The sequence below is a fragment of the Thauera aromatica genome (assembly GCF_023093595.1).
In the GTDB taxonomy this organism is placed as follows: domain Bacteria; phylum Pseudomonadota; class Gammaproteobacteria; order Burkholderiales; family Rhodocyclaceae; genus Thauera; species Thauera aromatica_A.
Genome location: NZ_JALLIK010000086.1, coordinates 23,030 through 49,700, shown reverse-complemented (window position 1 = coordinate 49,700; position 26,671 = coordinate 23,030). Strand labels below are relative to the sequence as shown.

Sequence of the window (26,671 nt, the reverse complement as noted above, 5' to 3'; positions counted from 1 at the left end):
GGTGACGGTGACCAACGCCGGGGCGGGCAGCACGGTGAGCCTGGCGCTGGCCGACGGCACGGCGATCGATGCGGACTACCACGAAGCGTTCTTCGAATACAGCACGGACGGGGGCACGACGTGGCAGGCGGTGAGCGGGCCGATCGCGGTGGGCGCGGGCGACAGCGCGCTGCTGGTGCGCACCGACACGGTCGATGACCTGGTCGACGAGAACAACGAGACCTTCACCCTGACGGGGACGCTCTCGAGCCTGGGCGACACCTACAGCGACACGGCGACGGCGACGATCATCGACAACGACGTGGTGCCGACGATCAATCCAAGCGCACTTGCAGTGTCCGAAGAAGGTTTGCCCGGCGGCTTGGCGGACTTGGTAGGGATGGACGATACGACCAACCTCGCCGTCCGGAGCGGATCGATCGATTATTCGAGCAACGGTGCAGCTGCCTTGACGGTGGCGTTGTTGACCGACGGGTTGCCCGGTTCGCTCGGGAACACGGCCATCGTCTGGAGTCATGAAGGCGGCAACGAGGCTATCGTCGTAGGCCAGAGCGGTGGAGAAGATCTCATCCGGATCGTCCTGAATGGCGGAACCCAAGTCGTCGATACCAACAATCCCACCATCGCGTATAGCGTCGAGCTGCTGAAACCGCTCGAGCACTTGGGAGTGAATGTCGAGGACGATTTGAGCTTCGATATCGACGTCAGGCTGTCCGATGGCGCCAATTCCGCACAGACGGCGGCACTGACGATCACGGTCGAGGATGACAGCCCGCTCGAGGCCGGAACCGATGCCGTGGTTCTCAATATTCCGCCGGTGAGCTTTGATGGGCAACTGGCTTTCATCGGTGCGGATACAGGCGGTGCTTCGGGGACGCAATGGACTACATCCCTGAGTACGCTCAATGGTTTGGGTCTGACATCGGGCGGGCGGGCCGTCGTCTTCAGTTATGAAGACGGGCAGACCCTGCTTGTTGCCGAGACGACGGAAGGAGAGCCGGTTTTCACTGTCAGGGCGAATGCGGATGGCACTTATTCGTTCAACAGCCTGGCGCCGCTCGATTTGAGCTCCCTCAATCTGGACGACGCCACGGTCAGCTCGGGCGGCGGGCCGAAATCGACCTATTACTGGTATGACGACGGATCGCTGACGAATGTGCTCGATGCGAGCAAGGATCTGGTGGTTTCGATCACCGGCTACAAGGACGGTGCGTTGTCCGACGTGAATCCGAGCGGTGCCGGGCTTGGGATTCAGAACAACGTGTTCAACGATGGCGAACGGTTTGTCTTCGACTTCGATGCGGCCGGCAGTGACGGCGAAGCCAATCTTGCCTATGCGGTACGGTTCGAGCTGTTCCAGTATGGGGCGGGAGACAGCTTCCAGGTGATGGGGACTTATCAGGATGGCTCTCCCCATGTCGGAGGATATTCGATCGAAAGCGTCGGCGGCGATACGTATCTCGTGATCACCGCCGAGTCGGGAAAATATTTCGATACCCTGGAAGTGGCCATGTCGGGTGGCGAGGTGAAAATTCAGGGGCTCGAAACTTATGTGCTGGAGGATGCGCCTCCCCAGTTGGTGGAGTTGACCTTTACCGCAGAGGACGCCGATGGCGATCAGGTCGATGGCGATATCGTCCTGACGTTCCAGAATCAGCCGGATACTGAAGGCGGAGTCGTCGGTAGCGCCATGTTCGGAGGTGCCGAACCTGATGCCGATGCGGACAGTGACGTCTTTGTGTGGAGTCTTGGTGATCAGGGAACGGCGGATTCGCCCGCGATCGACAGAGTCGATTTCGATGTGGAAGACGGCGATGTCCTCGACCTGCGGGATCTCCTGCCCGATGATGCGGGGGATTCGCTCTCGTCCTACCTGAGCTTCGGCTCCATGGAAGGCAAGCTGGCCTTGCTGGTCGACCATGACGGGGGTGGAACTTTCGAAACCACGCAGGCGATCGTGTTCGAGAACTACGCCAGTACGGCCGAACTGGCCAGTGCCCTCGAACTGGATGCCGGATGGACGGAGGCGGATATTCTCAACCGGATGATTGCCGACGGGCAGTTGAAGAGCTGATCTCGATGCCGGGATACAGCATCCGGCCTGGCAGGAGGAAGCCGGTACCGGCTTCCTCCTGTCGTTGTGTGGCGTGTTTCCGCCCCGTGGGGAACGTTTCCGCTGCGCCCTTTGGAACAATCGTATGGTCTATGTAAAACGCGACGCGGAAGGCCGCCTGATCGCGGTCAGCCTTGAAGATGATGGCTCGGGCTGGGAGTTGGGCGCCGGCAATGGTGCGGAACGGGAACTGTTCGAAAAGATTCTGCGTGACTCGAAGAGTGAACTGTTCGAGTCCGACCTGACCCTTTCGCGTGTGCTCGAGGATCTGATCGAGCTGCTTGTGGACAGGGGGGTGATCCGATTTACGGATCTCCCCGCTGCGGCGCGGATGAAGCTTGAAGAGAGGAAAAGCGCCCGGGCTTCGGTCAGGATCGGGTTGTCGCTCCTCGATGAAGATAACGACATGATCTGAAGGTTCGCGCCGCGGGCGAACGGCGTTACTCGGGCGGCGCCATCCTGTCATTGCCCAGAAGCGGCCCGGTCACGCCATCCACTCCCAGTCCGGAAAGCGCCTCCCGCTCGTCTTCCGTGCTGACGCCCTCTGCAATGACGATCAGCCCGATCGCGTGCGCCACGGTGCACAAGCCGCGTAGGAAGGACTGGTTGCCGATGTCGGCCTCGATGCCGCGGACCAGCGCGCGATTGATCTTGAGATAGTCGATGCCGAGCGCGTGGAGGCCGCTGATCTGGCTGAAACGGCGGCCGACGTGCTCGATGCCCAGCTTGCAGCCGAGTGGCTTCAGGGCAGCACAAAGCGAATTGAATTCGGATTGGTGGCGGACGATGTCGTGCTCGGTGAACTCGATCCAGAGCTTGCGTGCGGCGTTCGGCTGGGCCTGTAGCTCGTCGAGCAACAGGCTCCGGAAGGCCGGGTCACACAGTGCTTCGGCCGACAGGTTGATGCCGAGCGGGGTGCCGTCGCGAGCGATCCGGCCGAGGGCTCCGGCAAGGACGGCGCCGTCGAGCCGACCGAGCAGCCCCAGGCGCGCGGCCTGGGGCATGAAGTAGCCGGCATTCTGCCAGTTGCCATCGATGAACAGGCGCATCGGCGCTTCGTGATGGAGCAATCTTCCCTCCGGAGCGCCGGTCGCCACGACGGGGTAGAGGGCCAGGCGGACGCCGTGTTCTTCGAGCGCACCGAGGATGGTTTGGCGCCAGTCGTCGAGATTGCTGTGCAAGGGGGCGCCGATCGACGGCGGTGCAATGCTGGCCGCATCATCGTCGGTGAGTTCGGCTGCAGCGAGGGCGGCGTCGGTGCGGGCGAGCAGGTTGCCGTGCCGTTCGTTGGGGTAATAGGCTGCAGCACCGATCGGTAGCCGCAGCGAAGCGCTGTCCCGCCATCGTTCGCGCAGGGCATGCAGCTGTTCGGCAAGCGGATGCACGACTGCGTCCGGATCTCCCTGCCCCGGGGCGAGGAGGGCGAAGTCGCTGGCATTGAGGCGGCCGGCTTCCCAGCCCGGGTGGGCATCGGCTACGGCCTGAACGCAGGCGGCGAGCTCGCGCAGCAAACGGTCGGTTTCCTGGTGCCCGAACTGCCGGTTCAACTGGCCGAGATCGCCCAGCCGGACCATCATCAGGCTGCCGCCAGCGGCCGCGTCCTCGCGCGACAGCGCCGCATCGACCAGGTTCAGGAACTGGCTACGATTGACGAGCCCGGTGAGTTCGTCGTGATGAGCCTGGCGGCGCAGTGCTTCGAGGCGCCGCGACTCGCCGGCCAGCATCGTGCGCACCCGTTCGGAGAGCGCATTCATGGCGCGGACCACGCTGCGGAATTCGGTGGTCGACGGTTCATCGATGGTGATGAAGCGCCGCTCGCCGATGGCCTCGGCCTGGTCGACGACGCGCCCGAGCGGGCGGGTGATGTGCTTGATCAGCATGGTGCCGACCAGGCCGGTGAGTACGGCGCCGGCGACGAACCAGGCCAGCAGCTGAAGCGTGCCCTGCCATAGCGACTCGTAGGCGTAACGGCTGTGGCTCTCCAGGGTCAGGGTGCCGAACTGGCGCCAGCCGTCCTGCACCTGGGCGATGCCGGGTTGGGCCCGGATCGGGACCAGGCGAGCGAACCACCCGGGGGCGCCGAAACGCTCATCGGCGTATTCGCGCTCGACGATGACCTCCCCGGACGGCGCCACCAGCCGGATCAGGCGGTAGTGTCCGGCGTCGAATTGGGCAGCGATCTGCAACTCCACCGTGACCGCGTCCTTCGGCATCTGCGACAGCGACAGGGCGAGGGAGCCGGCGTTGTCGAGGTTCTTCACGTAGAGCTGCTGCTCGAGGTAATGCCGTGCCGATAGCGTACTCACCACGAAGCTCGCGCCGAAGGCGATCGACATGACGATGGCGATGCCGATCCAGAGTTGCTTGATCAGCGACATGGAGCCTCCTGGGCGTGCGGCATGGGATGGTGTCCTTCGAGGCGGGCCATCAGTGCAGGCCCTCGTCGCGCATCCGCTCGAGCACGCTGCGCCAGCGCGACAGGCGGGCGGTGGGGTCGGCCGCGGAGGCACTGGCGCCGCCGACCCAGAGGCCTTCGCTGTTGAAGCTGAACACCGGGAACAAGTCCGGGCGGCGAGCGGCGGGGCGGATGTCGTTGATCAGGTTGTCGAGCACCAGCGGCTCGTCGGCGGGAGCCGGGAAGTAGCCCACCACCATGTGGGCCTGGCTGATGCCGCTTTGTGCCCCGCCGATCTGCGCCCGCACGTAGATCAGGCGCAGGCGCTCGGCGGGAACGCCGAGCAGGCGCAGGCTCATGTACTTGGCGATCGAGAAATCCTCGCAATCCCCTGCGCCTTTGCCCATCAATTCGAGCGGTGAAGCCCAGTGATCTTGTTCACCCCACACCACGATATCGTCTTCGAAACGGATTTTCCGGTTGAAAAAAGTATTCACGCGGGCGAGCTTCTCGATTTCATTGGAATCCGCGGCTTCCGCCATCAGGCGTCGCCATGCCGCGACCGATTCGGCGGCGGCCGCTCCGTAGCGCGATGCCGCCAGGCGTTGCATCCGGTCGAGATCGGAGGCGGCCAGCACCGAGCCGAGCAGCACCCCGAGGAATACGAGCAGCGCCCAACGAACTGGAAAAGAGCGCCGGGCGGGGGAAACCGGCCAGGAACCGAAGGGCTGTACCCTGTAGGCGGACATCGTATCCTGCGTAAAAATCATGTGCTAAGGTTAATCCAAAAGGCGGCATCCGGTCCGCGTAAAACAGCAGGTGTCTTTTCAGTGCTTTCCGCTCGCGTTTTTCGGGCGCTGGGCGCCTCGAGTGCTTGGCGTGCAGGCTTCTTCCTTCTTCGGTGAAAGGCGGAAGCCCGGTGTGTGTGACGTCGTACTGTCATGGTCTCCAACTCGTCGAGGTTCATAATGAAAAAGATTCGAACGCTGATCGCCCTTGCCGTCCTGGGTACCCTGCCCCAAGCCCATGCGCAGGTTCCGGAAGCGCTCCAGGATGCGGCACGGATGGCCGTTACCGCCAACCCCGAAGTACAGGCGCGCTGGCACGCCTTTCTCGCTTCGGAACAAGACCAGTTGGCCGTGCGCGGCGGCTATTTTCCCCAGGTCGACCTGATCGCCGGGGTCGGGCACGAACGCCAGACCCGGCCGAACCGCGACCCGAAAACGGAAAGCTACAACCACCGCAACGCCACGCTGGCGCTGAACCAGATGGTCTATGACGGATTTTTTACCCGCAACGAGGTGGCACGCTTCGGCCATGCGAAGCTGGTGCGCTACTACGAACTGGTAGACGCGGCCGAGCGCACTTCGATGGAAGTGGTCCGTGTCTACAGCGATGTGCTGCGCTACCGTGAACTGGTCAAGCTCGCCCAGGACAACTACGTGCGGCACAAGCAGGTCTTCGACCAGATCTCGGGGCGCACCGCCGCGGGTGTCGGGCGTGGCGTCGACCTCGAGCAGGCGACCGGGCGGCTCGCGCTGGCCGAGTCCAACCTGTTGACCGAAGTCTCCAACCTGCATGACGTCAGCGCCCGTTATCTGCGCATCGTTGGTGTGGAAGCCCCTGAAAACCTGCCCCTGATCGGCGACTCGATCGCCGCCGGCGGGCTCCCGCCCACGGTCGAAGATGCGCTGCGCGAGGCGTTCGACACCAGTGCTACGCTCAATGCCGCAGTCGAGGATGTCGCCGCCGCCCAGCGCGGAGTCGAATCGCGCCGGGCAGTTTTTCATCCTCGCCTCGACCTGCGCGCGCGCCAGTCCTTCGACCACAATCTGGACGGCGTCAGTGGAGAATCGCGCGATAGCGTCGTCGAGTTGGTGCTGACCTACAACCTGACGCGGGGTGGGGCGGACCAGGCGCGCCTGCGCCAGGCGGCCGAGGCGGCGAACCAGAGCAAGGATCTGCGCGAGAAGGTCTGCCGCGACATCCGCCAGACGCTTTCGATCGCCTACAACGACGTCAATCGGATCAAGGAGCAACTGATCTACCTCGACCAGCACCAGCTTTCCACCGAAAAGACGCGCGAAGCCTATCGGCAACAGTTCGACATCGGCCAGCGGACCCTGCTCGACCTGCTCGATACCGAAAACGAGTACTTCGAGGCGCGCCGTGCCTACGTGCGGGCGGTCTACGACCGGATCATCGCCCAGGCGCGCACGCTGACCGAAATGAGCCGCCTGACGACGGCACTCAAGGTGGCGCGCGAGGGCTTACCGACCGCGGCGGAAGCGGGGCAGGAGCGCGCCGGGATCGATCCCGCGTCCGTCTGCCCGCCCGATGCGCCGACGCAACTGCAGATCGACAAGGAAGCCGTGTTTGCCGAAGCGATGCGCGCCGCAGGGCGCTGATCGACGCTGCCCTGGGCGACGAAGGGCGAGCGACCGGCCTTCGTCGCCCAGGGCTTTTCAGCCTCGCAGCATCGCCGCCAGCTCGCGCTCGAGCAGTGCGGGGTCGCCCAGGTTGAGTTCGAGCAGGCGGCGCAGGTGGGTGATCGAATCGAGGTCGATCTCCTGGCAGGCGAGGCCGATCCGCGTGCCGTCGCTGGCGTGCTCGACGTGCGCCACCGTGCCCTTCATCCTGACGACGGCCTGACCGCCGCTCAGCTCCAGTCCCAGTTCGGCCAGATCGCCCGCCTTCGCCTGGAGGTCGTGTTCGCACAGGAGCAGGGCGCCTTTCAGCGACAAGTTGTGGACGGTGCATTGGAGACGATCCCGGTTCAATTGAAGGCTGGCGCCTTCGACGAAGGGGACGCGTGCGTTCAGGCGGCGGTGCTGGGTGCTCATGGCGGACTCCGAAACGGCGGTCTGGGAATGGATCGGGCGAGGCCGGATTTTGCCCGATTCGGCAGCGGATTACCCGTCCGTATTGGAGTGGAGCGGCCCTTTCATGCTGCAGTGATAGACTGGAAGCGCCTTCCCGCGCTGGTTTTCCCGCCCGGCGGAGCCCCATTCCGAAGGAGCGATCGTGCTGCTCGACAACCTGCTCATCATCCTGGCGCTGATCGCGGCGAGCGCGTTTTTCTCGATGTCGGAGATTTCCCTCGCCGCCTCGCGCAAGATCAAGCTGCGCCTGATGGCCGAAGGCGGCCATGTCAACGCTCAGCGCGTGCTCGCGTTGCAGGACAGCCCGGGCAACTTCTTCACCGTGGTGCAGATCGGCCTCAACGCGGTTGCGATCCTCGGCGGCATCGTCGGCGAGCAGGCTTTGTCACCTTACGTCGCCGCGCTGCTGCGCCCGGTGTATGACGGGCCGGCGCTGGGAACGGCGAGCTTCGTGCTGTCGTTCAGCTTCGTCACCGCGCTGTTCGTGCTGTTCGCCGACCTGATGCCCAAACGCCTGGCGATGGTGCAGCCCGAGCGTGTCGCGGTGGGGCTGGTGCGGCCGATGCAGGCCTGCATGTGGCTGTTGGCGCCGCTGGTGTGGGTGTTCAACGGTCTTGCCGACCGCATTTTCCGCCTGCTGCGCATCCCCAGCGTGCGCACCGAGGACATCACCCCGGCCGACATCGTCGCGATGGCCGATGCCGGAGCCCAGGCCGGCGCCCTGCTGCGCCAGGAGCAGCACCTGATCAGCAACGTGTTCGAGCTCGATTCGCGCATCGTGCCTTCGGCGATGACTTCGCGCGAGAGCATCGTCTTCCTGACCCTGTCCGAGTCCGAGGAGAGCATCCGGCGCAAGATCGCCGAGCATCCCCATGGCAAGTTTCCGGTGTGCGAGGACGGCATCGACAGCGTGATCGGCTACGTCGATGCGAAGGACATCCTGCCGCGGATCGTGCACGGCAAGAACCTGTCGCTGCGCACCCAGCCGATCGTGCGCAAGGTGCTGATGCTGCCCGACACGCTGAGCCTGTTCGAGGCGCTGGAGCGCTTCCGCGACGCGAAGGAGGATTTCGCCCTGGTGATCAACGAGTACGCCCTGGTGGTGGGCTTGCTGTCGCTGCAGGACGTCATGAGCACGGTGATGGGCGACCTGGTGAGCCCTTTCCAGGAAGAGCTGATCGTGCGCCGCGATGACCACTCCTGGCTGATCGACGGTGTCACTCCGATCGAGGACGTCATGCAGGCGCTCGACATCGAGGTCTTCGAGGGCTTCCAGAACTACGAGACCGTGGCCGGCTTCCTGATGTACCGCCTGCGCAAGGTGCCCAAGCGCACCGACTTCGTCGTCTATGCCGGCTACAAGTTCGAGGTGGTCGACATCGACAACTACCGCATCGACCAGGTGCTGGTGACACGCGAGAACCCGCCTGCGGCGCCGGCTGCGAGCGCGGGCTGAAGCGGGGACGGGGCGCGCCGCTCAGGTGCGGGCGGGAACCCGGGCGTCGGCGATGCGCGCCAACGCCGCGCGGCCACTGAGGATGTGGGCGCGCATCCGCTGTTCGGCGCGGTTGGCGTCGCGCGCGAGCAGGGCGTCGAGAATGCCGCGGTGCTCGGCCAGCGACTGCTCCAGCCGGCCTTCGGAGAACAGCGAATGATGGCGCGACAGCTTGATCACCTTGCGCAGATCCTCGATCACATGGAGCAGCCAGCGGTTGTCGGCGATTTCCTGCAGGGCGAGGTGGAAGGCCTGGTTGGCTTCGAAGAAGCCGTCGATGTCCTTCTCGGCCGCAGCCTGCTCCAGGCCGGCGTGAATGGTGCGCAGGCGGTCGAGCTCGGTGTCGCTGGCGTGTGCCGCCGAAACCCGGGCGCATTCGCCTTCGAGCATCGACATCACGCTGAAGACCTCGTCGAGGTCGCGCTCGGAGATCTCGGTGACGTAGCAGCCGCGGCGCGGCTTGAGCGTCACCAGGCCTTCGGACGCCAGCACCTTGAGCGCTTCGCGCAGCGGCGTGCGCGAAATGCCGTACTGTTCGGCCAGCGCCTGCTCGTCCACCCAGGTTCCGGGGGGCAGTTCGTGTGAGAAGATGCGCTGGCGGAGGCGTTCGGCCACTTCCTGGTAGAGCGCCATGGGGGCGATGCGGGACGGCTTCATGTCGGGTCTGCGGGGGTCGCTGCGGTGGGTTCGGGAATGGATGGGAATGGATGGGAATGGATGGGAATGGCACGAGCCTCCAGTCGAGGCACCGCAGCCTGCCGGGTATTTTACCCTATTGCATCCATAATTATGGATAAAGTATTATTGTCGGAGCCGAACAAATCAAGTCCCAGCGCGTGCCGCAGCGTCCTGGCCGTCGTGCGCGTCCTCCTGCAGCGCTCCGGCCTGCCGTGGCCCGAGGACAGTACCGAGCCGTCGCATCCAAGAGGTTTCCCATGTCGAACGCCAACGAGCCGATTTACCCCCAGCCCGATCTCGAGGCCTGGAAAAAGGCCGCTGCCAGGCAGGCGCCTGGCGGTGATCTCGCGCAGCTGAACTGGATCACGCCCGAAGGGCTGACGGTCAAGCCGCTGTACACCCGGGCAGATACCGCCGCGCTGGCGCACGCCGACACCCTGCCCGGCTTCGAGCCCTTCCTGCGCGGGCCGCAGCCGACGATGTACGCGGTCAAGCCGTGGACGATCCGCCAGTACGCCGGCTTTTCCACCGCGGAAGAGTCCAACGCCTTCTACCGCAAGGCGCTCGCCGCCGGCGGCCAGGGCGTGTCGGTGGCGTTCGACCTCGCCACCCATCGCGGCTACGATTCGGACCATCCGCGCGTCACCGGCGACGTCGGCAAGGCGGGCGTGGCGATCGACTCGGTCGAGGACATGAAGATCCTCTTCAACGAGATTCCGCTCGACAAGGTGTCGGTGTCGATGACGATGAACGGCGCGGTGCTGCCGATCCTCGCCGGCTACATCGTCGCTGCCGAAGAGCAGGGCGTGAGCCAGGACAAGCTCTCCGGGACCATCCAGAACGACATCCTCAAGGAGTTCATGGTCCGCAACACCTACATCTATCCGCCGACGCCGTCGATGAAGATCATCGCCGACATCTTCGGGTACACGGCGCAGCACATGCCGAAGTTCAACTCGATCTCGATTTCCGGCTATCACATCCAGGAAGCGGGGGCGAACCAGGCGATCGAACTCGCGTTCACCCTGGCCGACGGCATGGAGTACGTGCGCACCGGCATCCGGTCGGGGATGGATGTCGACACCTTCGCTGGCCGCCTGTCTTTCTTCTGGGCGGTGGGGATGAACTTCTACCTCGAGATCGCCAAGATGCGCGCCGCGCGCCTGCTGTGGTGGCGGATCATGAAGCAGTTCAACCCGAAGAGCGCGAAGTCGATGATGCTGCGCACGCACTCGCAGACCTCGGGCTGGTCGCTGACCGAGCAGGATCCGTACAACAACGTCGTGCGCACGACGATCGAGGCGATGGCCGCGGTGTTCGGCGGCACCCAGTCGCTGCATACCAATGCGCTCGACGAAGCGATCGCGCTGCCCACCGAGTTCTCGGCGCGGATCGCGCGCAACACCCAGATCATCATCCAGGAAGAGACGCACATCTGTAACGTCGTCGATCCGTGGGCCGGCTCCTACATGATGGAAAAGCTCACCCAGGATATGGCCGACAAGGCCTGGAGCCTGATCGAGGAAATCGAGGCGATGGGCGGCATGACCCGCGCGGTCGAGTCGGGCTGGGCCAAGATGAAAGTCGAGGAGTGCGCCGCCGACAAGCAGGCGCGCATCGACTCGGGCAAGGACGTGATCGTCGGCGTGAACAAGTACAAGCTGGCCAAGGAGGATCCGATCGACATCCTCGATATCGACAACCATGCGGTGCGCGACGCGCAGATCGCCCGCCTGCAGAAGATCCGCGCCACGCGCGACGGCGCCGCGGTGCAGGCCGCGCTCGACGCGCTGACGAAGTGCGCCGAGACCAATGAGGGCAACCTGCTCGACCTTGCGGTGAAGGCGGTGCGCCTGCGTGCGACCGTCGGCGAAGTGTCCGACGCGCTGGAGAAGGTCTTCGGCCGTTACCGTGCCAACCCCCAAGCCGTGTCCGGCGTGTATGGAGCCGTCGTGGAAAACGATGCCGACTGGAAGGAACTGAAGGCCGACATCGAAGCCTTCGTTGCCGAAGAGGGCCGTCGCCCGCGCATCATGATCGCCAAGCTCGGCCAGGACGGCCACGACCGCGGCGCGAAGGTGGTGGCCTCGGCCTTCGCCGACCTCGGCTTCGACATCGACATCGGCCCGCTTTTCCAGACCCCGGAAGAAGCCGCCCGCCATGCGGTCGAGAACGACGTCCATGCGGTGGGCTGCTCCAGCCTCGCCGCCGGCCACAAGACCCTGGTGCCGGCGGTGATCAACGAATTGAAGCGGCTCGGCGCCGAGGACATCATCACCTTCGTCGGCGGCGTGATTCCGGCGCAGGACTACGAGGCGCTGTCCGCGGCCGGGGCGAAAGGCATCTTCGGCCCGGGCACGCCGATTCCGGTCGCGGCGCGCGAAGTGCTCAAGCAGATCCGCGCGGCGCGCGCCAAGGCCTGATGACGATGCTGGATGCGAACGATCGGGCACTGGTCGACGGTGTGCTCGCGCGCCAGCTGCGCCCGCTCGCCAAGGCCATCACCCTGATCGAGTCGCAGCGCGAAGACCACAAGGCGCGTGCGCAGGGCGTGCTCGAAGCGCTGTTGCCGCACACGGGCGGGGCGATGCGGGTGGGCATCTCGGGCGTGCCGGGGGTGGGCAAGTCGACCTTCATCGAAGCGCTCGGCCTGTACCTGATCGAACAGGGCCTGCGCGTTGCGGTGCTGGCGGTCGATCCGTCCTCGTCGCTGACGGGGGGCTCGATCCTCGGCGACAAAACGCGCATGGAACGGCTCTCGCAGAATCCGGCCGCGTTCATCCGTCCCAGCCCGTCGGCCGGTTCGCTCGGCGGGGTGGCGGAGAAAACGCGCGAGACGATGCTGGTGTGCGAGGCCGCCGGTTTCGACGTGCTCATCGTCGAGACCGTTGGTGTCGGCCAGAGCGAGACCGCGGTGGCGGGCATGACCGACCTCTTCTGCCTGCTCCAGCTGCCCAACGCCGGCGACGACCTGCAGGCGATCAAGAAGGGGATCATGGAGCTGGCCGACCTGATCGTGATCAACAAGGCCGACCTCGATCCGGCGGCGGCGATGCGGGCGAAGGCCCAGATCAAGACCGCGCTGCACATGCTGCGCCCGGCGAGCCCGAACTGGACGGTGCCGGTGCTGACGCTGTCGGCGCTGAAGAAGGAAGGCATCGCCGAATTCTGGCAGGCGGTGAGCGATTACCGCCGGGCGCTCACCGCCTCCGGTGAATTCGACGCCAGACGCCGCCACCAGGCCCTGGCGTGGATGTGGGAACTGATCGATGCGGGGCTGCGCAGCCGCTTCCGCACCCATCCGCAGGTGAAGCACGAATTGCCCGGGCTCGCCCGCGCGGTGGAGGAGGGCGCGACCACGCCTTCGGCCGCCGCGCTGCGCCTGCTCGGCTACGTCCAGGCTTGAAACAGGCCGCCCCGCCACACACGGCCGGGCGGAACGATCCGACAGGAGACTCTCCATGCACGACATCATTCGCCAGTTGGAAGAAAAGCGCGGCAAGGCCCGCCTCGGCGGCGGCCAGAAGCGCATCGATGCCCAGCATGCCAAGGGCAAGCTCAGCGCGCGCGAGCGCATCGAGTTGCTGCTCGACGACGGCAGCTTCGAAGAGTGGGACATGTTCAAGGAGCACCGCTGCACCGACTTCGGCATGGACGCCGAGCACACCCCGGGCGACGGCGTGGTGACCGGCTACGGCACCATCAACGGCCGCCTCGTGTTCGTGTTCTCGCAGGACTTCACCGTGTTCGGCGGCTCGCTGTCCGAGACCCACGCGGAGAAGATCTGCAAGGTCATGGACCACGCGATGAAGGTCGGTGCGCCGGTGATCGGGCTCAACGATTCCGGCGGCGCGCGCATCCAGGAAGGGGTGGCCTCGCTCGGCGGCTACGCCGACGTGTTCCAGCGCAATGCGCTCGCTTCCGGCGTGGTGCCGCAGATCTCGCTGATCATGGGGCCGTGCGCCGGTGGCGCGGTGTACAGCCCGGCGATGACCGATTTCATCTTCATGGTCAAGGATTCGTCCTACATGTTCGTCACCGGCCCCGAAGTGGTGAAGACGGTGACCCACGAGGAGGTCAGCGCCGAGGAACTGGGCGGGGCGATGACTCACACCACCAAGTCCGGCGTTGCCGACCTCGCCTTCGAGAACGACGTCGAGGCGCTGATGATGACCCGCCGCCTGGTCGGCTTCATCCCCGCGAGCAACCGCGAGAAGCCCCCCGTGCTGCCGGCGGAGGATCCCGCCGAACGTCTCGACCACTCGCTTGACACCCTGGTGCCGGGCAACCCCAACCAGCCCTATGACATGAAGGAGCTGATCGTCAAGATGGTCGACGATGGCGACTTCTTCGAACTCCAGCCCGACTACGCCAGGAACATCGTCATCGGCTTCGCCCGCATGGAAGGCGCGCCGGTCGGCATCGTCGCCAACCAGCCGCTGGTGCTCGCCGGCTGCCTCGACATCAAGAGCTCGATCAAGGCGGCGCGCTTCGTGCGCTTCTGCGACGCCTTCAACATCCCGGTCGTCACTCTGGTGGACGTGCCCGGCTTCATGCCCGGCACCGCCCAGGAATACGGCGGCATCATCAAGCACGGCGCCAAGCTGCTCTACGCCTATGCCGAATGCACCGTGCCGAAGGTCACCGTGATCACGCGCAAGGCCTACGGCGGCGCCTACGACGTGATGAGCTCGAAGCACCTGCGCGGCGACGTCAACTTCGCCTGGCCGACCGCCGAGATCGCGGTGATGGGGCCGAAAGGCGCGGTGGAGATCATTTTCCGCGAGGAAAAGAACGACCCCGCCAAGCTCGCCGAGCGCGAGGCCGAGTACAAGCGCCGCTTCGCCAACCCCTTCGTCGCCGGCGCGCGCGGCTTCATCGACGACGTGATCATGCCGCACGAGACGCGCAAGCGCGTGTGCCGCTCGCTGGCGATGCTCAAGGACAAGCAGCTCGACAACCCGTGGCGCAAGCACGGCAACCTTCCGCTCTGATCCGCGCACGAGGAATATCCACATGTTCAAGAAAATCCTGATTGCCAACCGCGGGGACCAGCCGCGCAGCGGCGCAGCGACGAAGTCAAATCGCCTGGCGGGCGAAGCACGCTGCGATTTCACCGCGGAGGTGGCGCATGTTTAAGAAGATACTGATCGCAAACCGCGGTGAAATCGCCTGCCGGGTCATCAAGACCGCCCGCAAGATGGGCATCGCCACCGTCGCCGTGCATTCCGAGGCCGACCAGGACGCGCTCTTCGTCGAACTGGCCGACGAGGCGGTGTGCATCGGCCCGGCGCCGTCGAAAGAGTCCTATCTGGTGATGGACAAGATCATCGCCGCCTGCAAGCAGACCGGCGCCGAAGCGGTCCATCCGGGCTACGGCTTCCTGTCGGAGAACGCCGAGTTCTCGCGCCGCCTGGAAGAGGAGGGCATCAAGTTCATCGGCCCGAAGCACTACTCGGTGGCCAAGATGGGCGACAAGATCGAGTCGAAGAAGCTTGCGATCGAAGCCGGCGTGAACACCATTCCCGGCTATAACGACGCGATCGCCGGCCCGGCCGAGGCGGTCGAGATCGCGAAGAAGATCGGCTACCCGGTGATGATCAAGGCCTCCGCCGGCGGCGGCGGCAAGGGCCTGCGCGTCGCGTTCAACGATCAGGAAGCTTTCGAAGGTTTCTCGTCGTGCGTGAATGAGGCGAAGGCCTCGTTCGGCGACGACCGCGTGTTCATCGAGAAGTACGTGCTCGAACCGCGCCACATCGAGATCCAGGTGCTGGGCGATGCCCACGGCAACTACGTGTACCTGAACGAGCGCGACTGCTCGATCCAGCGCCGCCACCAGAAGGTCATCGAGGAGGCGCCGAGCCCCTTCGTCGATCCCGCGATGCGCCGCGCGATGGGCGAGCAGGCGGTGGCGCTGGCGCGCGCGGTGAACTACGAGTCGGCCGGTACGGTCGAGTTCGTCGTCAGCGGTGCGACCAAGGAGTTCTACTTCCTCGAGATGAACACCCGCCTTCAGGTCGAGCATCCGGTCACCGAACTCATCACCGGGCTGGACCTCGTCGAGCAGATGATCCGCGTCGCCGCCGGCGAGAAGCTGCCGATCAGCCAGACCGAGGTGAAGATCGACGGCTGGTCGATGGAATGCCGCATCAATGCCGAAGACCCGTTCCGTGGCTTCCTGCCCTCCACCGGGCGGCTGGTGAAGTTCCAGGCGCCGCAGGAAGTCGAAGGCCAGGTGCGCGTCGACACCGGCGTCTATGAAGGCGGCGAGATCTCAATGTTCTACGACTCGATGATCGCCAAGCTCATCGTCCATGGCGCCACCCGCGAGCAGGCCATCGAGCGCATGCGCGACGCGCTCAACGCCTTCGTGATCCGCGGCATCAGCTCCAACATTCCGTTCCAGGCCGCGCTGCTGCAGCACCCGCGCTTCTGCTCGGGGTATTTCAACACCGGCTTCATCGCCGAGGAATATCCACGGGGCTTCGACGCCTCGATGGTGCCGCACGACGACCCGGTGCTGCTCGCTGCGGTCGCCACCTTCGCCCGGGTGCGTTACATCGAGCGCGCGACCCAGATCGAAGGCCAGCTTGCCGGGCACGGGCGCAAAGTCTCGCGCGAGTGGGTGGTGGTGATGGCCGGCCGGCAGTACCCGGTGAGCACCCGGCCGCTCGCAGGCGGGCTGGAGGTCATCCACGAAGGGCGTACCTACGCCATTGTTTCCGCATGGACCTTCGGCGACCTGCTGTTTACCGGCACCGTCAACGGCGCGCCCATCTGCCTGCAGATCGAGCGCCGCGGCCTGCGCTATCGCATCGCCCATTTCGGCCTTCAGGTCGAGCCGATGGTGATGACCCCGCGCGCCGCGCGCCTGCTCGCGCTGATGCCCGAGAAGCTGCCGCCCGACCTGTCGAAGTTTCTGCTGTCGCCGATGCCCGGCCTGCTACGCGAAGTCGCGGTCGCCGAGGGGCAGGAGGTGAAGGCGGGCGAGAAGCTCGCGACCATCGAGGCGATGAAGATGGAGAACGTGCTCAAGGCCGAGCAGGACGGCAAGGTCAAAAAGATCGTCGCCCGCCCGGGGGCCAGCCTGTCGGTGGACGAGGTCATCATCGAGTTCGAGTGATCGCCGCCGTGGAACGGTTTTGATCGATGGGGAGGGAGGTCCGGGCCATGTGCCCGGGCGCCTGTCGGCGGAAGGCCTGCGCAAGCAGGCCTTTTTTTCGATGTGCATCGGGTAGGGTGGACGCGCTCGATCGAGTGCCGGTCTCGACGGCTGCGGAGCTGTTTGGGAGGGGGGCCCGGCACCGTGGAACTTCACTCCGCACAGCCTGTCACATTTGCACAAAAGTATTTCGTCGCATATGATGCAGATCGTCAATCTGCTCGCCGCACTCGCGGGAGCGTGAATAAACAGGACCCGAGGCTGGCATCCAGCCGTTTTCACGATCATTCCGGGTCTGCTCCGTTTTCCCTGCCGACTGCCAGACGTGGTTTTTCCGTGTCCGGGCGCAGGCTTGTGGGCGCCGTAACCGCGCGCCCCTGCAAAACCCACAAGACCACACCAGGAGGACATCCCATGAGCGCTCAAGTGCAGGCTCTCCAGCCCCATCACACCCAGCCTCTCGCGCAGATCCCCCCCGCAGGCGTCGACTTTTTCGACCCCGTCCCCTTCAAGGTGTACACCCAGCGCGACCTCGAGCGCATCGCCCCGCTGGCCAGGCTGTCGCCCGAACAGCGCTTCGAGATGAAGGTGGTGTCTTCGGTGTTGCCCTTCCGTGTCAACCAGTACGTCATCGACGAACTGATCGACTGGAGCAAGGTTCCCGACGACCCGATCTTCCAGCTCACTTTCCCGCAGCGCGGGATGCTCGCGCCCGAGCACTACGATCGCATCGCCGGCCTGATCCGCGGTGGCGCCGACAAGGCCGAACTGGAGCGGGCGGTGGGTGAAGTGCGCCATGCGCTGAACCCGCATCCGGCCGACCAGATGGAAATGAACATGCCGCGCGACGAGCACGGCAAGCGTCTCGAAGGCATGCAGCACAAGTACCGCGAGACGGTGCTGTTCTTCCCCACCCAGGGGCAGACCTGCCACAGCTACTGCAGCTTCTGCTTCCGCTGGGCGCAGTTCGTCGGCGACAAGGAGCTGCGCATCTGCTCGTCCGAAGCCATCGAGCTGCACGGCTACCTGCGCCGCCACCCCGAAGTCACCGACCTGCTGGTCACCGGTGGCGACCCGATGGTGATGAAGACGCGCCACCTGCGCGACTTTCTCGAGCCCCTGCTGCAGCCCGAGTTCGACCACGTCCAGACCATCCGCATCGGTTCCAAGGCGCTCACTTTCTGGCCGCACCGCTTCCTCGGCGCGGAGGACGCCGACGACCTGATCCGCCTGCTGACCCAACTCGTCGAGGCCGGCAAGCACGTCGCCCTGATGGCGCACTACAACCACTGGAAGGAACTCGACACCGAGGCCGCGCAGGCCGCGATCCGCCGCATCCGCGGCACCGGCGCGGTGATCCGCGCCCAGGGGCCGCTGGTCGCGCACATCAACGACGACCCCGCGGTATGGGCGAAGCTGTGGAAGCTGGAAGTGAAGCTCGGCCTGGTGCCCTACTACATGTTCGTCGAGCGCGACACCGGTGCGCGCAACTACTTCGAAGTGCCGCTGGTACGCGCCTGGGAAATCTACCGCGAGGCTATGCAGCAGGTCTCCGGCCTCGCCCGCACTGCGCGCGGTCCGAGCATGAGCGCCAGCCCGGGCAAGGTCGAGATCCAGGGCGTCGCCGAGATCGCCGGCGAAAAAGTCTTCGTCCTGCGCTTCATCCAGGGGCGCAACCCGGACTGGGTGCAGCGCCCGTTCTTCGCCAGGTTCGACGACAAGGCGACCTGGCTGGACCAGCTCGTTCCCGCCTTCGGCGAGGAAAAGTGGTTCTGGCAGGACGAGTACAAAGCGATCCGCGAAGACCGGCTCGGCCACGCCGACTGAAGTGGCGGCACCCGGCAGCGGCCCCACCCGCTGCTCTGCTGCCCGCCGGTTCGCGGCTTCCTGGGCGGCTCCGTCCCCGCCCCGATCCCGGGCGGACGGTGACGCGCAGGTGAGCCCGCCTCAGCCCGCCATGCGGGCAAACGCCGCCACCACTTCGGGCGGCGCCTGCACCAGCTCGATCAACACGCCTTCCCCGCCGATGGGGAAGGCGTCGTTGCTTTTCGGGTGCACGAAGGTGATGTCGTACCCCGCTGCACCGCGACGGATGCCCCCCGGGGCGAAGCGCACGCCGTTGGCGCTGAGCCAGTCCACCGCCTGCGCCAGGTCGTCCACCCACAGGCCGACGTGATTGAGCGGCGTGGTGTGCACCGCCGGCTTCTTCTCCGCATCCAGCGGCTGCATCAGATCCACTTCGACCTTGAACGGCCCGCTGCCGATTGCGCAGATGTCCTCATCGACGTTCTCGCGCTCGGAGACGAAGTTGCCCGTGACTGCCAGCCCGAGCATGTCCACCCACAAGGCCTTGAGCCGCTCCTTGTTCGGGCCGCCGATGGCGATCTGCTGGATACCGAGGATCTTGAAAGGGCGTGGGGTCATGGCTGCTCCGATGCTTGTGATAAAGAATTCATAATTATAAACACAAGCGGGTGGAGCATCGAGATCCAGCCTTGCCCGTCGGGTGCTTGCGCTGGACCGAGTGCCCGGGCAATGCCGGAGAGGCGGCGATCGGCCATCTACGGCGCCAGGCCCGGCATGGCGCCCCAAACGCGGTGGGGTGTCATGCCGGGCGGCGCTCTCGAGAAGTTTGAGTCGCCGATCAGAACGAAGTCACCAGCTTGAACCACGCCTTGTCACCTCGGAAGCGGTTGTCGGCTTCGATTTCGTGCTGCCATTGCGCAATGAACTGGGTGCCTGTCTTGGTCGTGTAACTGACGCTCGGCCCGGCAGCGAAAGCTTCTCCCCTGCGCCCGGTCGACCACGGGCCGAGAGCCGATGAAATCGACTTTCCGTCCAGCTTGTCGTCCGTGGTTTGTTTCACATAATAGCCCGAGACCCCGACGCCCCAGGGGCCGAAGCGCTTGCCGACGAGGAAATCCATGTGGAATTCGTCGCCGGAGTCGTAATCCATCTTCGGCGCACCGGGAGCGGGCCGGAAATCCTTGTTCTCCGCCTTGAAGTTGTACATGAACTTGCCCGTCACTTCCCAGCCCTGCGGCGAAAGCCAAGTGACGGCGAAGACCGGCTCGATGCTCCAGTAATTGGCACCGATGCTCTTGCGCGGTTCGCCCGACTTGTACTTCCCGGTTGGTGCATAGATGTCGAGCACGGCGACCCAGTGCCAGTTGCCGGCATGCCAGGCGATGGCCAGAGGGGAAAACACGATGTCGCCCAGGCCGGTCACGGTCTTGCTGCCGCCGCCGAGACTCAGCTTCTGGTGCACGATGGGCACGATCATGTGCATCGCCCAGTGGCCGCCGAGGATCTGCTTGTCGGTGACCTTGACGTAGCGCAGCGCGTCGAACCAGGCTGTCACCGAAGCGCCAGGGACCTTGTCGCCGCTGCCGTCGCGCAGTTCTCCATCGTAATAACCGGCGTAGTTCAGGAAGTAGTCACCGGGGGGCGGCATTGCGCCGACCAGCCAGTTTTCGCCTCCGTTCGGATACTGGTCGCCGCCTTCCTTTGCGCTGGCGCCTGCGGCAGCAAGTCCTGAAAGTACTGCTGCGACTGCAATCTGCTTGATCCCCATCTGTTTCCTCCTCACTGTGTTGTGCTTCGTTGTTCTGGTTTGGTGGTTTGCCCCGGACGGTTCGGGCTGCATGGCGGGATGAGGGGGCTGCTCCCTGCCATGGCCCGGAGGGATTACGAAGTTTCGCGATTCACGTGGAAGCGCCGGGCCTTCATGTCGAAGCGCGGCAGGACGTTGCGCCCGACGTGATGGACGCGCGGGCGGAAGGCGAGCATGGTGTCCAGCTTTTCGGCGATGGCATGCACGACTTCCGGATCGGCGCCTTCGCACAGCTCGATTTCCACATCCATCTCATCCATCTGGCGCACGCGGCTGACCTTGATGCGGAACTCATCGACTTCGGTGAACTTGCGGATAATGTTCTCGACCCCGGAGGGGTAAACGTTGACTCCGCGCACGGTGATCATGTCGTCGGCACGGCCGAGAATCCCGCCTTCGAAGCGCAGGAAGCCGCGTCCGCAGTCGCACGGGGCGTGATTCACTTCGACCAGGTCGCCGGTGCGGTAGCGCAGCACCGGAAAGCCCCAGCGCCCGAGGTTGGTGATCACCAGCTCACCGCGCTGTCCGGGAGGGACGGCCTTGCCTGTGGCCGGGTCGATGACCTCGGCGATGAACTCGCTTTCGATCAGGTGGGTGCCGCCGGGCTGATGTTCGCACTCGAAGGAATAGGCGCCGATTTCCGATGCCCCGGCGTGGTCGAAGCATTTCGACGACCAGGCGTCCTCGATGCGGCGCTTGGTCGCGGGAATGCTTGCGCCGGGCTCACCGGCATGCACCGTGGCGCGCATCGGGATCGAACTCAGGTCGAAACCGACTTCACGCGCCACCTCGGCGAGCCGGAGCGCATACGTCGGCGTGCAGCACAGCACGCTGGCGCCGGTGTCGCGCATCAGCTCGAGGCGCTGCTGGGAGTCGCGTCCGCCGCCGGGAATCAGGACGGCGCCGAGTTTGCGTGCGCCTTCCAGCGCCGACCAGAAGCCGATGAAAGGTCCGAAGGAAAAGGCCAGGAAGACCCGGTCGGAAGCGGTCACGCCGGCGCCGGCCAGCACATGCGCCCAGCAGCGTCCGAACCAGTCCCATGACTCGGCGGTGTCGAAAACCTTCAGCGGCACGCCGGTGGTGCCGGAAGTCTGGTGCAGGCGGACATAGGCTTCGAGCGGATAGGTCAGGTTCGAACCGAACGGTCCGTTCGTGGCCTGATCTTCCATCAGCTCCGACTTGGTCGTCAGCGGCAGGCGGGCGAGATCGTCGAGCGTCCGGATGTCACCCGGTTCGACGCCGGCGGTTTTCCACTTGTTGGTGTAGAAGCGGTTCCTGCCCCACAGCTCGTTCATCATCGCCTGCAGCTTCTGTAATTGCAGCGCGGCGATCCGTTCGCGCGGGAGGGTCTCAGTGGCTTGATCGAAATACGACATGGCAGTGGTCCCGGTGGGTTGAAAGGAGGTTCAAATCAAAAAGGATTTCAGGGGGGAGGCGAGCTTCATCCAGCAGTGCAGGTATTCCTGTCTCGGGGGGTTCCCGGTTATCTGAAATGAATTTTTCTCGCGCGGTGCCGGTGCCCCCATCTCCAGGGGGCGGTGACTTCCTGGATGACGTCGAAGAACCAGTGTTCGATCGGTATGCCGCTCTGCGGCGGGCGCTGCACCGGCAGCTGGCCCGGGGACACGAGGCAGATCTCGCCGGCGTCGTCGCCGGCGACCGGTTCGCCGCCGGTCGAGTGCGCGCGGTAGGCGAGGATCACCGCACGCACGTCGGCCTGCGAGTACACGCCGATCAGTTCATCGACGACGACCTCGAGCCCGCTTTCCTCGCGTGCCTCGCGTACGACCGCGTCTTCGAGCGATTCGCCGCGCTCGACGTAGCCCCCCGGCGGTGCCCAGTAGCTGGCGAGCGGATCGAGCTTGCGGCGGATCAGCACGAGTTGCCCGGCGTGCTCGATCACCGCCAGCACGACGGGCGCGGGCTTGTGGAAGAAGGTTTCGCCACAGGCCGGACAGGTCTCACGTTCGCGTCCATGGATCGTCGCCAGGACCAGGGCGGTGCCGCATTGCGGGCAGAACTTCGGTGCCATGTGAATCTCCTTGCTGACGTTTGCCGGCGGCCGGTTGTTCAGGCCCGGCAGAAAAGGGAGGTGCTGATGCCGATGGAGAGGTTGACCCGGTCGCCGTCATCGAGGCCGAGGGTTCTTCGCACCGGCACCGGGGCGATGATTTCGAGCTGGCCGCCCGGGTAGTCGGGCACATCCGGGAACAGCACCGCGCCGGAGATCCGCCCCGCGATGTTGACCACGAGGCATTCCGCGGCACAGTAGCCGGGCGCCGGCCGGATGCGGATGCTGTATCCCGAGCGCAGGAGACGGGCGCGATCCACGCCCGCAAGCGCGCCCTGTGTCCTCACGTTGAAGGTGCCGGGCCAGGGGATGAAGCCGAGTTTTTCCCGGCATTCCTCGACCACCCAGTCGAGGGTGGTGAACTGCGCGCCTGCACCGAGTCCCGTGCAGACGACGCCTTCGAGCGACAGGGGAAGGGGGATCTGGGGCATCGGAAGCGTCCTATCGGGATTTCGCCAGTTCGCGTTCTTCGTTGCCCGTCCACCGTCCGAAGAGATCGACATCGAGATCGAACTGGTCGAGCACTTTCGTCACCGACTGGTTGATGATGTCGTCGAGCGTCTTGGGGCGGTGGTAGAACGCGGGCAGGGGTGGGAGGAGGACCGCACCGTTCTCCGTGGCCTGGGTCATCAGGCGCAGGTGGCCCAGGTGCAGCGGCGTCTCGCGCAGCATCAGCACGAGCTTGCGCCGCTCCTTCAACGCGACGTCGGCGGCGCGGATCAGCAGATTCGTGTTGAACGAGTTGGCGACTGCGGACAGGGTCTTGATCGAACAGGGCGCGATGATCATGCCGGCATGGCGGAACGAGCCGCTCGCGATCGACGCCCCGACATCATTGATGTCATGGACGCAGGTCGCGAGCCCCTTCATGTCGCTGACCGAATAGTCCGTTTCGTAGGCGATGGTCCGCTTGGCCGAATCCGACATCACCAGGTCGGTTTCGACACCGATGCGCTGTAGTGTCTCGAGGATCCGGATGCCGTAGATCGCACCGCTGGCACCGGACATTCCGACGACGATTCTCATGGCTTGCTCCCTGTTCAATGCAGCCTGGCGATGATGGCGCGCGCCTTCGCGAGCGCTGCCGGCGGCAGGGTGATGCGGTCCGAACCCGTGCCGCTGGCACGGGTGGCGATGAAGCCGACTTTCGATGCGCTGTCACCGGTCGCCGAAGGATCGATGACATAGGCTTCGCAGCCGTGGATCACGACCGTATCCCGGGCGGGCTGGTAGCGGGTCGCCATGGCCCAGGCGACTTCGCGCGGATCGCGGATGTCGACGTCGTCGTCGACGACGGTGATCATCTTCAGGCGGCGGTCGAGACTGAGTGCGAGCATGACCAGCCGCCTGACATCGGCCGGGGTCGTGCCGTGCACCGCGACGACCACGGAAAAGCCGCTGGTGCCGCCGGCCATCTCCAGATCGACGACGCCGTCGATCAGCCCCTGCAACTGGCCGAGCAGTTCGGCCCCGGCCGCCAGCGACAGCAGCGCATCGACCTCGGGCGACCACGGGCACAGGCCCGGATAGATGAAGTTGTCGCGGTGGGCGATCGCGCTGATCTCGATGACCGGGCTGAGGTTGGAAAAATAGTGCCCGGTGTTCTCCCCGAACGGGCCTTCGAGCTCGCGCACACCCGGCAGAATCCGTCCTTCGATGACGATTTCGGCGCGCGCCGGGATGTCCACATCCACCGTTTCGGCGCGCACCAGCTCGACCGGTTCGCCACGCAGGGCGCCGGCAGCGGCCATCTTGTCGGGTACCCGCGGGCCGACCTTGACCACCGATGACAGCAGGGTCGCAGGTTCGAGACCCAGGGCGATGGCGACATCGAGCGGCTTGCCGGCCGCTTCGGCCTTGGCGAGGAAATGCGGAATCGGTGGATTGGCGAGCAGGATGCCGAGCCGGCGCCCGCCCTTGACCATCATGCGGTGGATGCCCATGCCGCGCCGGCCGGTCTCGGGGTCGGTGCACAACACCACGCCGGTGGTGATGAAGGGGGCCGCATCCTTTTCGTGGTGGGTCAGGACCGGCAGCAGCGACAGCAGATCATCCGGATGGCGGTGGATCACTTCCTTGACCGGGGCCGCGCCCTGCGCCTCGATCGGTGCAATGCCGTGCTCCTTGCGCTCCAGCCAGGTCCGCGACAGCGCGTCGGCGGTCGTGCCGAGCGCGCGTGCCAGGCGGTTGCGGCTGGCGATCAGGTTGCCGGCGATGCGTGCGCCGGGGTAGGCGCGGACGTTCTCGAACAGCACGGCCGGCCCTTCGGCAGGGAGGGTGCGCAGCAAGGCTGCAGCTTCGAAGCGCGGGTCGAACTCATCGCGGATGCGCAGCAAGTCGTCACCGAGGTCGGCGAGGAAGGCACGCAGATCGGAATAGGCCATCGTTCCCCCAATGCTTTAGCGGGTTGAGTGCCGGCCGCGGCGCTGCCGCGGGCGGACAAAAGGCGGCGGTTGCGCTTCCGGTGCCGGGCAGAGGCATTTGCCCGGCGCCGTCCGCCGTCACTACAGGTACTTGGCCGGCATGCGCTGGACGGTCTCGATGATGCGGATCGAGAAGCGCTGGGGGCTCAGCTGGCCGCGCCCGAGGCGGACCTGGAGCTGGTCGGGGAACTTGTCGAGCGCGGGCGACACTTCAGCCCTGACGCGCTGATAGGTGTATTTCTTCAGCCCGGGGTTGAGGGTGCGCACGCTCAGCTCGAGCTGCTTGCCTTCCGGCAGTTCCGCCGGGTCCATGACGAATACTTCCCACTGGTTCATGTTGCGTCTCCTTATTTCACCGGCTTGAAGCCGTAGTCGGTCCAGTTGTTCGTGACCTTTTCCTGGATGTCCTTCGGATAGACGTTCTTGAAGCTGACGAGCGTCGGCACGTCGTTGGTCTTGTCCCAATCGACCGGCCACAGGCAGTCGAACAGCACCTGCGAGCCGATCGAGTACTTGCGGTCGTGCGGGGTGGCGTGCGGGTAGAGGGCGGTGCCGGTGGTGTTCTTGAACACGTGGATGCCGCGCTCCGGATTGCAGCGCGTGCAGAACGCGTGATAGACCTCGTCCCAGTTGAAGATGTCGGTCTGGTCGTCGACCACCATCACCATGTGGAACCACGGCCCGAGCTTGGAGCCGAACGCGAGCTGCGCGATCTGCATCGCGATGCCGGCGTAGGTCGGCTTCACGCCGACGATCATCATGTGGTGGGTCGAGCGCGGGTGCATGTACACGCCGGTCACCGGGATGCCCTGGCTCTTCAGCAGCTTCTCGAGTTCGAGCCCGAGCGAGAACGAGCGCAGCAGCTGGCCCTCGTCCTGCGGCACGCCCATGTTCGAGATCGTCATCGTCGCGTTGTTGCGATAGGTGATCGCATCGACGCGGAAGGTGACGCGGAAGTCGCGCGGGCTGGTGCGGTAGCCGGTGTATTCGCCGAACGGGCCTTCCTCGACCTTGTAGTCGGGCAGGATCACGCCCTCGATGATGATCTCGGCATCGGCCGGGACTTCGAGGTCGTTGGTCTCGCACTTCACCAAGCGCACCGGCTCGCCGGCGAGCATGCCGGTGAGTTCGGGCTCGGGGATCGGGGAGGGCGCGCAGGCGGCCATCGCGGCGAGCGGCGACAGGCCGATCGCGGTCGCGAACGGGCAGCCCTCGCCGCGCGGCAGGTAGTACTCGGTGAGCGCCTTGCCTAGATCCGAGAACGGGAACACGGCGCCCGACATCGTGCGGCCGTCCCACATCATCTGCCGGTACATGCCCCAGTTCACGTCGCCGCGCACCGGGTGCTTGGTGATCACCGCGTGCCAGGTGCCGACGTAGCGGCCGCCGTCGCCGTCATGGACGAGCGGCACCGGCAGCTTGGTCAGATCGACGTCGGCGCCGAGCAGGATGTTCTCCTTGCACGGGGCGTCCCGTTTGTCGACGATCACCGGCGCCACGGGCTCGCTGTTGGTACGTTTGAGGTACTCGGCGCCGATCTGCGGCAAGGTCGATGCCGGGTCCATGCCGAGCGAGATCGCCATGCGGCGGTAGGTCGACAGCGGCGCGCCGAAGTAGCTGAAGCCGGGGTAGTCCTTGATGTTCTCCATGAACGGGGCGGCTTCGGCGAGCTCGCAGGCGCGGCGCACGATGGCGCCGGCCTCGTTGTCCCAGTCCACCTCCTGTCTGATCCGGACCGCATCGCCGGACTTGACGCATGCCTCGATGAATTCACGGTTGTTTTTCGGTGCTGAAATCTTTCCCATGTCGATCTCCTTGTCGATGGATGTCATGCGGATG

Annotated in this window: 23 protein-coding genes; 10 read left to right on the top strand and 13 right to left on the bottom strand. The window is 65.2% G+C overall.

The window, feature by feature from the left end; translation table 11 throughout:
• Both MXC99_RS04570 and MXC99_RS04565 read left to right on the top strand, forming a co-directional pair.
• A partial coding sequence (locus tag MXC99_RS04570) for a type I secretion C-terminal target domain-containing protein (protein WP_247724366.1) occupies positions 1–2,074 on the top strand: 2,074 nt, incomplete at its 5' end.
• A gap of 124 nt (positions 2,075–2,198) precedes the next feature.
• Entirely contained in the window at positions 2,199–2,528 is a 330-nt protein-coding gene (locus MXC99_RS04565) for a hypothetical protein (RefSeq protein WP_107221755.1), read from the top strand.
• A gap of 25 nt (positions 2,529–2,553) precedes the next feature.
• On the opposite strand, the gene MXC99_RS04560 is transcribed toward MXC99_RS04565, so the two are convergent.
• On the bottom strand, positions 2,554–4,491 hold the full coding sequence (locus tag MXC99_RS04560) for an EAL domain-containing protein (protein WP_247724365.1): 1,938 nt from the start codon (positions 4,489–4,491) through the stop codon (positions 2,554–2,556).
• 49 nt (positions 4,492–4,540) lie between these two features.
• Complete coding sequence (locus MXC99_RS04555; protein WP_348772087.1) at positions 4,541–5,257, bottom strand: transglutaminase-like cysteine peptidase; 717 nt, start codon at positions 5,255–5,257, stop codon at positions 4,541–4,543.
• Positions 5,258–5,476: 219 nt separating this feature from the next.
• On the opposite strand from MXC99_RS04555, the gene MXC99_RS04550 reads away from it, so the two are divergent.
• Positions 5,477–6,916 carry a TolC family outer membrane protein gene (locus MXC99_RS04550; protein ID WP_247724364.1) on the top strand — a complete coding sequence of 480 codons (1,440 nt, stop codon included), beginning with the start codon at positions 5,477–5,479 and terminating at the stop codon, positions 6,914–6,916.
• Positions 6,917–6,973: 57 nt separating this feature from the next.
• Here the strand turns inward: MXC99_RS04550 and MXC99_RS04545 are convergent, their stop codons facing one another.
• The gene (locus MXC99_RS04545; RefSeq protein WP_247724363.1) at positions 6,974–7,351 is read right to left on the bottom strand and encodes a PilZ domain-containing protein; all 378 of its coding nucleotides are present in this window, start codon (positions 7,349–7,351) and stop codon (positions 6,974–6,976) included.
• A 184-nt stretch (positions 7,352–7,535) separates the two neighbouring features.
• On the opposite strand from MXC99_RS04545, the gene MXC99_RS04540 reads away from it, so the two are divergent.
• Positions 7,536–8,846: a hemolysin family protein gene (locus MXC99_RS04540; protein WP_432654228.1), complete on the top strand. Its 1,311-nt coding sequence runs from the start codon at positions 7,536–7,538 to the stop codon at positions 8,844–8,846.
• A 21-nt stretch (positions 8,847–8,867) separates the two neighbouring features.
• Here MXC99_RS04540 and MXC99_RS04535 read toward each other — a convergent pair whose 3' ends face one another.
• Positions 8,868–9,542 carry a GntR family transcriptional regulator gene (locus MXC99_RS04535; protein ID WP_247724361.1) on the bottom strand — a complete coding sequence of 225 codons (675 nt, stop codon included), beginning with the start codon at positions 9,540–9,542 and terminating at the stop codon, positions 8,868–8,870.
• A 278-nt stretch (positions 9,543–9,820) separates the two neighbouring features.
• On the opposite strand from MXC99_RS04535, the gene scpA reads away from it, so the two are divergent.
• The 6 genes from scpA to MXC99_RS04510 all read left to right on the top strand — a co-directional run bounded on the left by scpA (position 9,821) and on the right by MXC99_RS04510 (position 18,552).
• Positions 9,821–11,986, top strand: coding sequence for a methylmalonyl-CoA mutase (gene scpA / locus MXC99_RS04530; protein ID WP_247724360.1), 2,166 nt, complete (start codon positions 9,821–9,823; stop codon positions 11,984–11,986).
• 5 nt (positions 11,987–11,991) lie between these two features.
• Positions 11,992–12,969, top strand: a complete 978-nt coding sequence (meaB, locus tag MXC99_RS04525) for a methylmalonyl Co-A mutase-associated GTPase MeaB (RefSeq protein WP_432654227.1) — start codon at positions 11,992–11,994, stop codon at positions 12,967–12,969.
• Positions 12,970–13,024: 55 nt separating this feature from the next.
• Positions 13,025–14,557 (top strand): acyl-CoA carboxylase subunit beta, encoded by a 1,533-nt coding sequence (locus MXC99_RS04520; protein ID WP_247724358.1) that lies wholly within the window; start codon positions 13,025–13,027, stop codon positions 14,555–14,557.
• 22 nt (positions 14,558–14,579) lie between these two features.
• Positions 14,580–14,702: a hypothetical protein gene (locus MXC99_RS16910; protein ID WP_282100031.1), complete on the top strand. Its 123-nt coding sequence runs from the start codon at positions 14,580–14,582 to the stop codon at positions 14,700–14,702.
• The gene (gene accC, locus MXC99_RS04515) at positions 14,695–16,686 is read left to right on the top strand and encodes an acetyl-CoA carboxylase biotin carboxylase subunit (protein WP_247724357.1); all 1,992 of its coding nucleotides are present in this window, start codon (positions 14,695–14,697) and stop codon (positions 16,684–16,686) included. The genes MXC99_RS16910 and accC overlap by 8 nt, the downstream gene beginning before the upstream one ends.
• A gap of 453 nt (positions 16,687–17,139) precedes the next feature.
• A complete protein-coding gene (locus MXC99_RS04510; RefSeq protein ID WP_247724356.1) occupies positions 17,140–18,552 on the top strand; it encodes a KamA family radical SAM protein in 1,413 nt (470 codons plus the stop codon).
• Between the two features lie 120 nt (positions 18,553–18,672).
• Here the strand turns inward: MXC99_RS04510 and MXC99_RS04505 are convergent, their stop codons facing one another.
• The 9 genes from MXC99_RS04505 to ppcA all read right to left on the bottom strand — a co-directional run bounded on the left by MXC99_RS04505 (position 18,673) and on the right by ppcA (position 26,637).
• On the bottom strand, positions 18,673–19,149 hold the full coding sequence (locus MXC99_RS04505) for a VOC family protein (RefSeq protein ID WP_247724355.1): 477 nt from the start codon (positions 19,147–19,149) through the stop codon (positions 18,673–18,675).
• A gap of 220 nt (positions 19,150–19,369) precedes the next feature.
• Positions 19,370–20,299 (bottom strand): SphA family protein, encoded by a 930-nt coding sequence (locus tag MXC99_RS04500; RefSeq protein ID WP_247724354.1) that lies wholly within the window; start codon positions 20,297–20,299, stop codon positions 19,370–19,372.
• A 113-nt stretch (positions 20,300–20,412) separates the two neighbouring features.
• On the bottom strand, positions 20,413–21,714 hold the full coding sequence (locus MXC99_RS04495; protein WP_247724353.1) for a phenylacetate--CoA ligase family protein: 1,302 nt from the start codon (positions 21,712–21,714) through the stop codon (positions 20,413–20,415).
• Positions 21,715–21,821: 107 nt separating this feature from the next.
• The gene (locus MXC99_RS04490; protein ID WP_247724352.1) at positions 21,822–22,370 is read right to left on the bottom strand and encodes an NUDIX hydrolase; all 549 of its coding nucleotides are present in this window, start codon (positions 22,368–22,370) and stop codon (positions 21,822–21,824) included.
• Positions 22,371–22,408: 38 nt separating this feature from the next.
• Entirely contained in the window at positions 22,409–22,840 is a 432-nt protein-coding gene (locus MXC99_RS04485; RefSeq protein WP_247724351.1) for a CTP-dependent riboflavin kinase, read from the bottom strand.
• 10 nt (positions 22,841–22,850) lie between these two features.
• The gene (locus tag MXC99_RS04480; RefSeq protein ID WP_247724350.1) at positions 22,851–23,435 is read right to left on the bottom strand and encodes a UbiX family flavin prenyltransferase; all 585 of its coding nucleotides are present in this window, start codon (positions 23,433–23,435) and stop codon (positions 22,851–22,853) included.
• Between the two features lie 14 nt (positions 23,436–23,449).
• Positions 23,450–24,793, bottom strand: a complete 1,344-nt coding sequence (locus MXC99_RS04475) for a UbiD family decarboxylase (RefSeq protein ID WP_247724349.1) — start codon at positions 24,791–24,793, stop codon at positions 23,450–23,452.
• 120 nt (positions 24,794–24,913) lie between these two features.
• A complete protein-coding gene (gene ppcG, locus MXC99_RS04470; protein ID WP_107221737.1) occupies positions 24,914–25,168 on the bottom strand; it encodes a phenylphosphate carboxylase subunit gamma in 255 nt (84 codons plus the stop codon).
• Between the two features lie 11 nt (positions 25,169–25,179).
• Entirely contained in the window at positions 25,180–26,637 is a 1,458-nt protein-coding gene (ppcA, locus tag MXC99_RS04465) for a phenylphosphate carboxylase subunit alpha (protein ID WP_107222439.1), read from the bottom strand.
• Positions 26,638–26,671: the final 34 nt, after the last annotated feature.

What these genes read in the sequence shown, in the direction of transcription:
- MXC99_RS16910 (WP_282100031.1), top strand. Translation starts at nt 14,580, where the DNA reads ATGTTCAAGAAAATCCTGATTGCCAACCGCGGGGACCAGCCGCGCAGC.
- MXC99_RS04565 (WP_107221755.1), top strand. Translation starts at nt 2,199, where the DNA reads ATGGTCTATGTAAAACGCGACGCGGAAGGCCGCCTGATCGCGGTCAGC.
- MXC99_RS04560 (WP_247724365.1), bottom strand. Translation starts at nt 4,491, where the DNA reads ATGTCGCTGATCAAGCAACTCTGGATCGGCATCGCCATCGTCATGTCG.
- MXC99_RS04490 (WP_247724352.1), bottom strand. Translation starts at nt 22,370, where the DNA reads ATGGCACCGAAGTTCTGCCCGCAATGCGGCACCGCCCTGGTCCTGGCG.
- meaB (WP_432654227.1), top strand. Translation starts at nt 11,992, where the DNA reads ATGCTGGATGCGAACGATCGGGCACTGGTCGACGGTGTGCTCGCGCGC.
- MXC99_RS04545 (WP_247724363.1), bottom strand. Translation starts at nt 7,351, where the DNA reads ATGAGCACCCAGCACCGCCGCCTGAACGCACGCGTCCCCTTCGTCGAA.
- MXC99_RS04520 (WP_247724358.1), top strand. Translation starts at nt 13,025, where the DNA reads ATGCACGACATCATTCGCCAGTTGGAAGAAAAGCGCGGCAAGGCCCGC.
- MXC99_RS04550 (WP_247724364.1), top strand. Translation starts at nt 5,477, where the DNA reads ATGAAAAAGATTCGAACGCTGATCGCCCTTGCCGTCCTGGGTACCCTG.
- accC (WP_247724357.1), top strand. Translation starts at nt 14,695, where the DNA reads ATGTTTAAGAAGATACTGATCGCAAACCGCGGTGAAATCGCCTGCCGG.
- MXC99_RS04535 (WP_247724361.1), bottom strand. Translation starts at nt 9,542, where the DNA reads ATGAAGCCGTCCCGCATCGCCCCCATGGCGCTCTACCAGGAAGTGGCC.
- MXC99_RS04480 (WP_247724350.1), bottom strand. Translation starts at nt 23,435, where the DNA reads ATGAGAATCGTCGTCGGAATGTCCGGTGCCAGCGGTGCGATCTACGGC.
- MXC99_RS04505 (WP_247724355.1), bottom strand. Translation starts at nt 19,149, where the DNA reads ATGACCCCACGCCCTTTCAAGATCCTCGGTATCCAGCAGATCGCCATC.
- scpA (WP_247724360.1), top strand. Translation starts at nt 9,821, where the DNA reads ATGTCGAACGCCAACGAGCCGATTTACCCCCAGCCCGATCTCGAGGCC.
- ppcA (WP_107222439.1), bottom strand. Translation starts at nt 26,637, where the DNA reads ATGGGAAAGATTTCAGCACCGAAAAACAACCGTGAATTCATCGAGGCA.
- MXC99_RS04495 (WP_247724353.1), bottom strand. Translation starts at nt 21,714, where the DNA reads ATGTCGTATTTCGATCAAGCCACTGAGACCCTCCCGCGCGAACGGATC.
- MXC99_RS04485 (WP_247724351.1), bottom strand. Translation starts at nt 22,840, where the DNA reads ATGCCCCAGATCCCCCTTCCCCTGTCGCTCGAAGGCGTCGTCTGCACG.
- MXC99_RS04500 (WP_247724354.1), bottom strand. Translation starts at nt 20,299, where the DNA reads ATGGGGATCAAGCAGATTGCAGTCGCAGCAGTACTTTCAGGACTTGCT.
- ppcG (WP_107221737.1), bottom strand. Translation starts at nt 25,168, where the DNA reads ATGAACCAGTGGGAAGTATTCGTCATGGACCCGGCGGAACTGCCGGAA.
- MXC99_RS04510 (WP_247724356.1), top strand. Translation starts at nt 17,140, where the DNA reads ATGAGCGCTCAAGTGCAGGCTCTCCAGCCCCATCACACCCAGCCTCTC.
- MXC99_RS04555 (WP_348772087.1), bottom strand. Translation starts at nt 5,257, where the DNA reads ATGTCCGCCTACAGGGTACAGCCCTTCGGTTCCTGGCCGGTTTCCCCC.
- MXC99_RS04475 (WP_247724349.1), bottom strand. Translation starts at nt 24,793, where the DNA reads ATGGCCTATTCCGATCTGCGTGCCTTCCTCGCCGACCTCGGTGACGAC.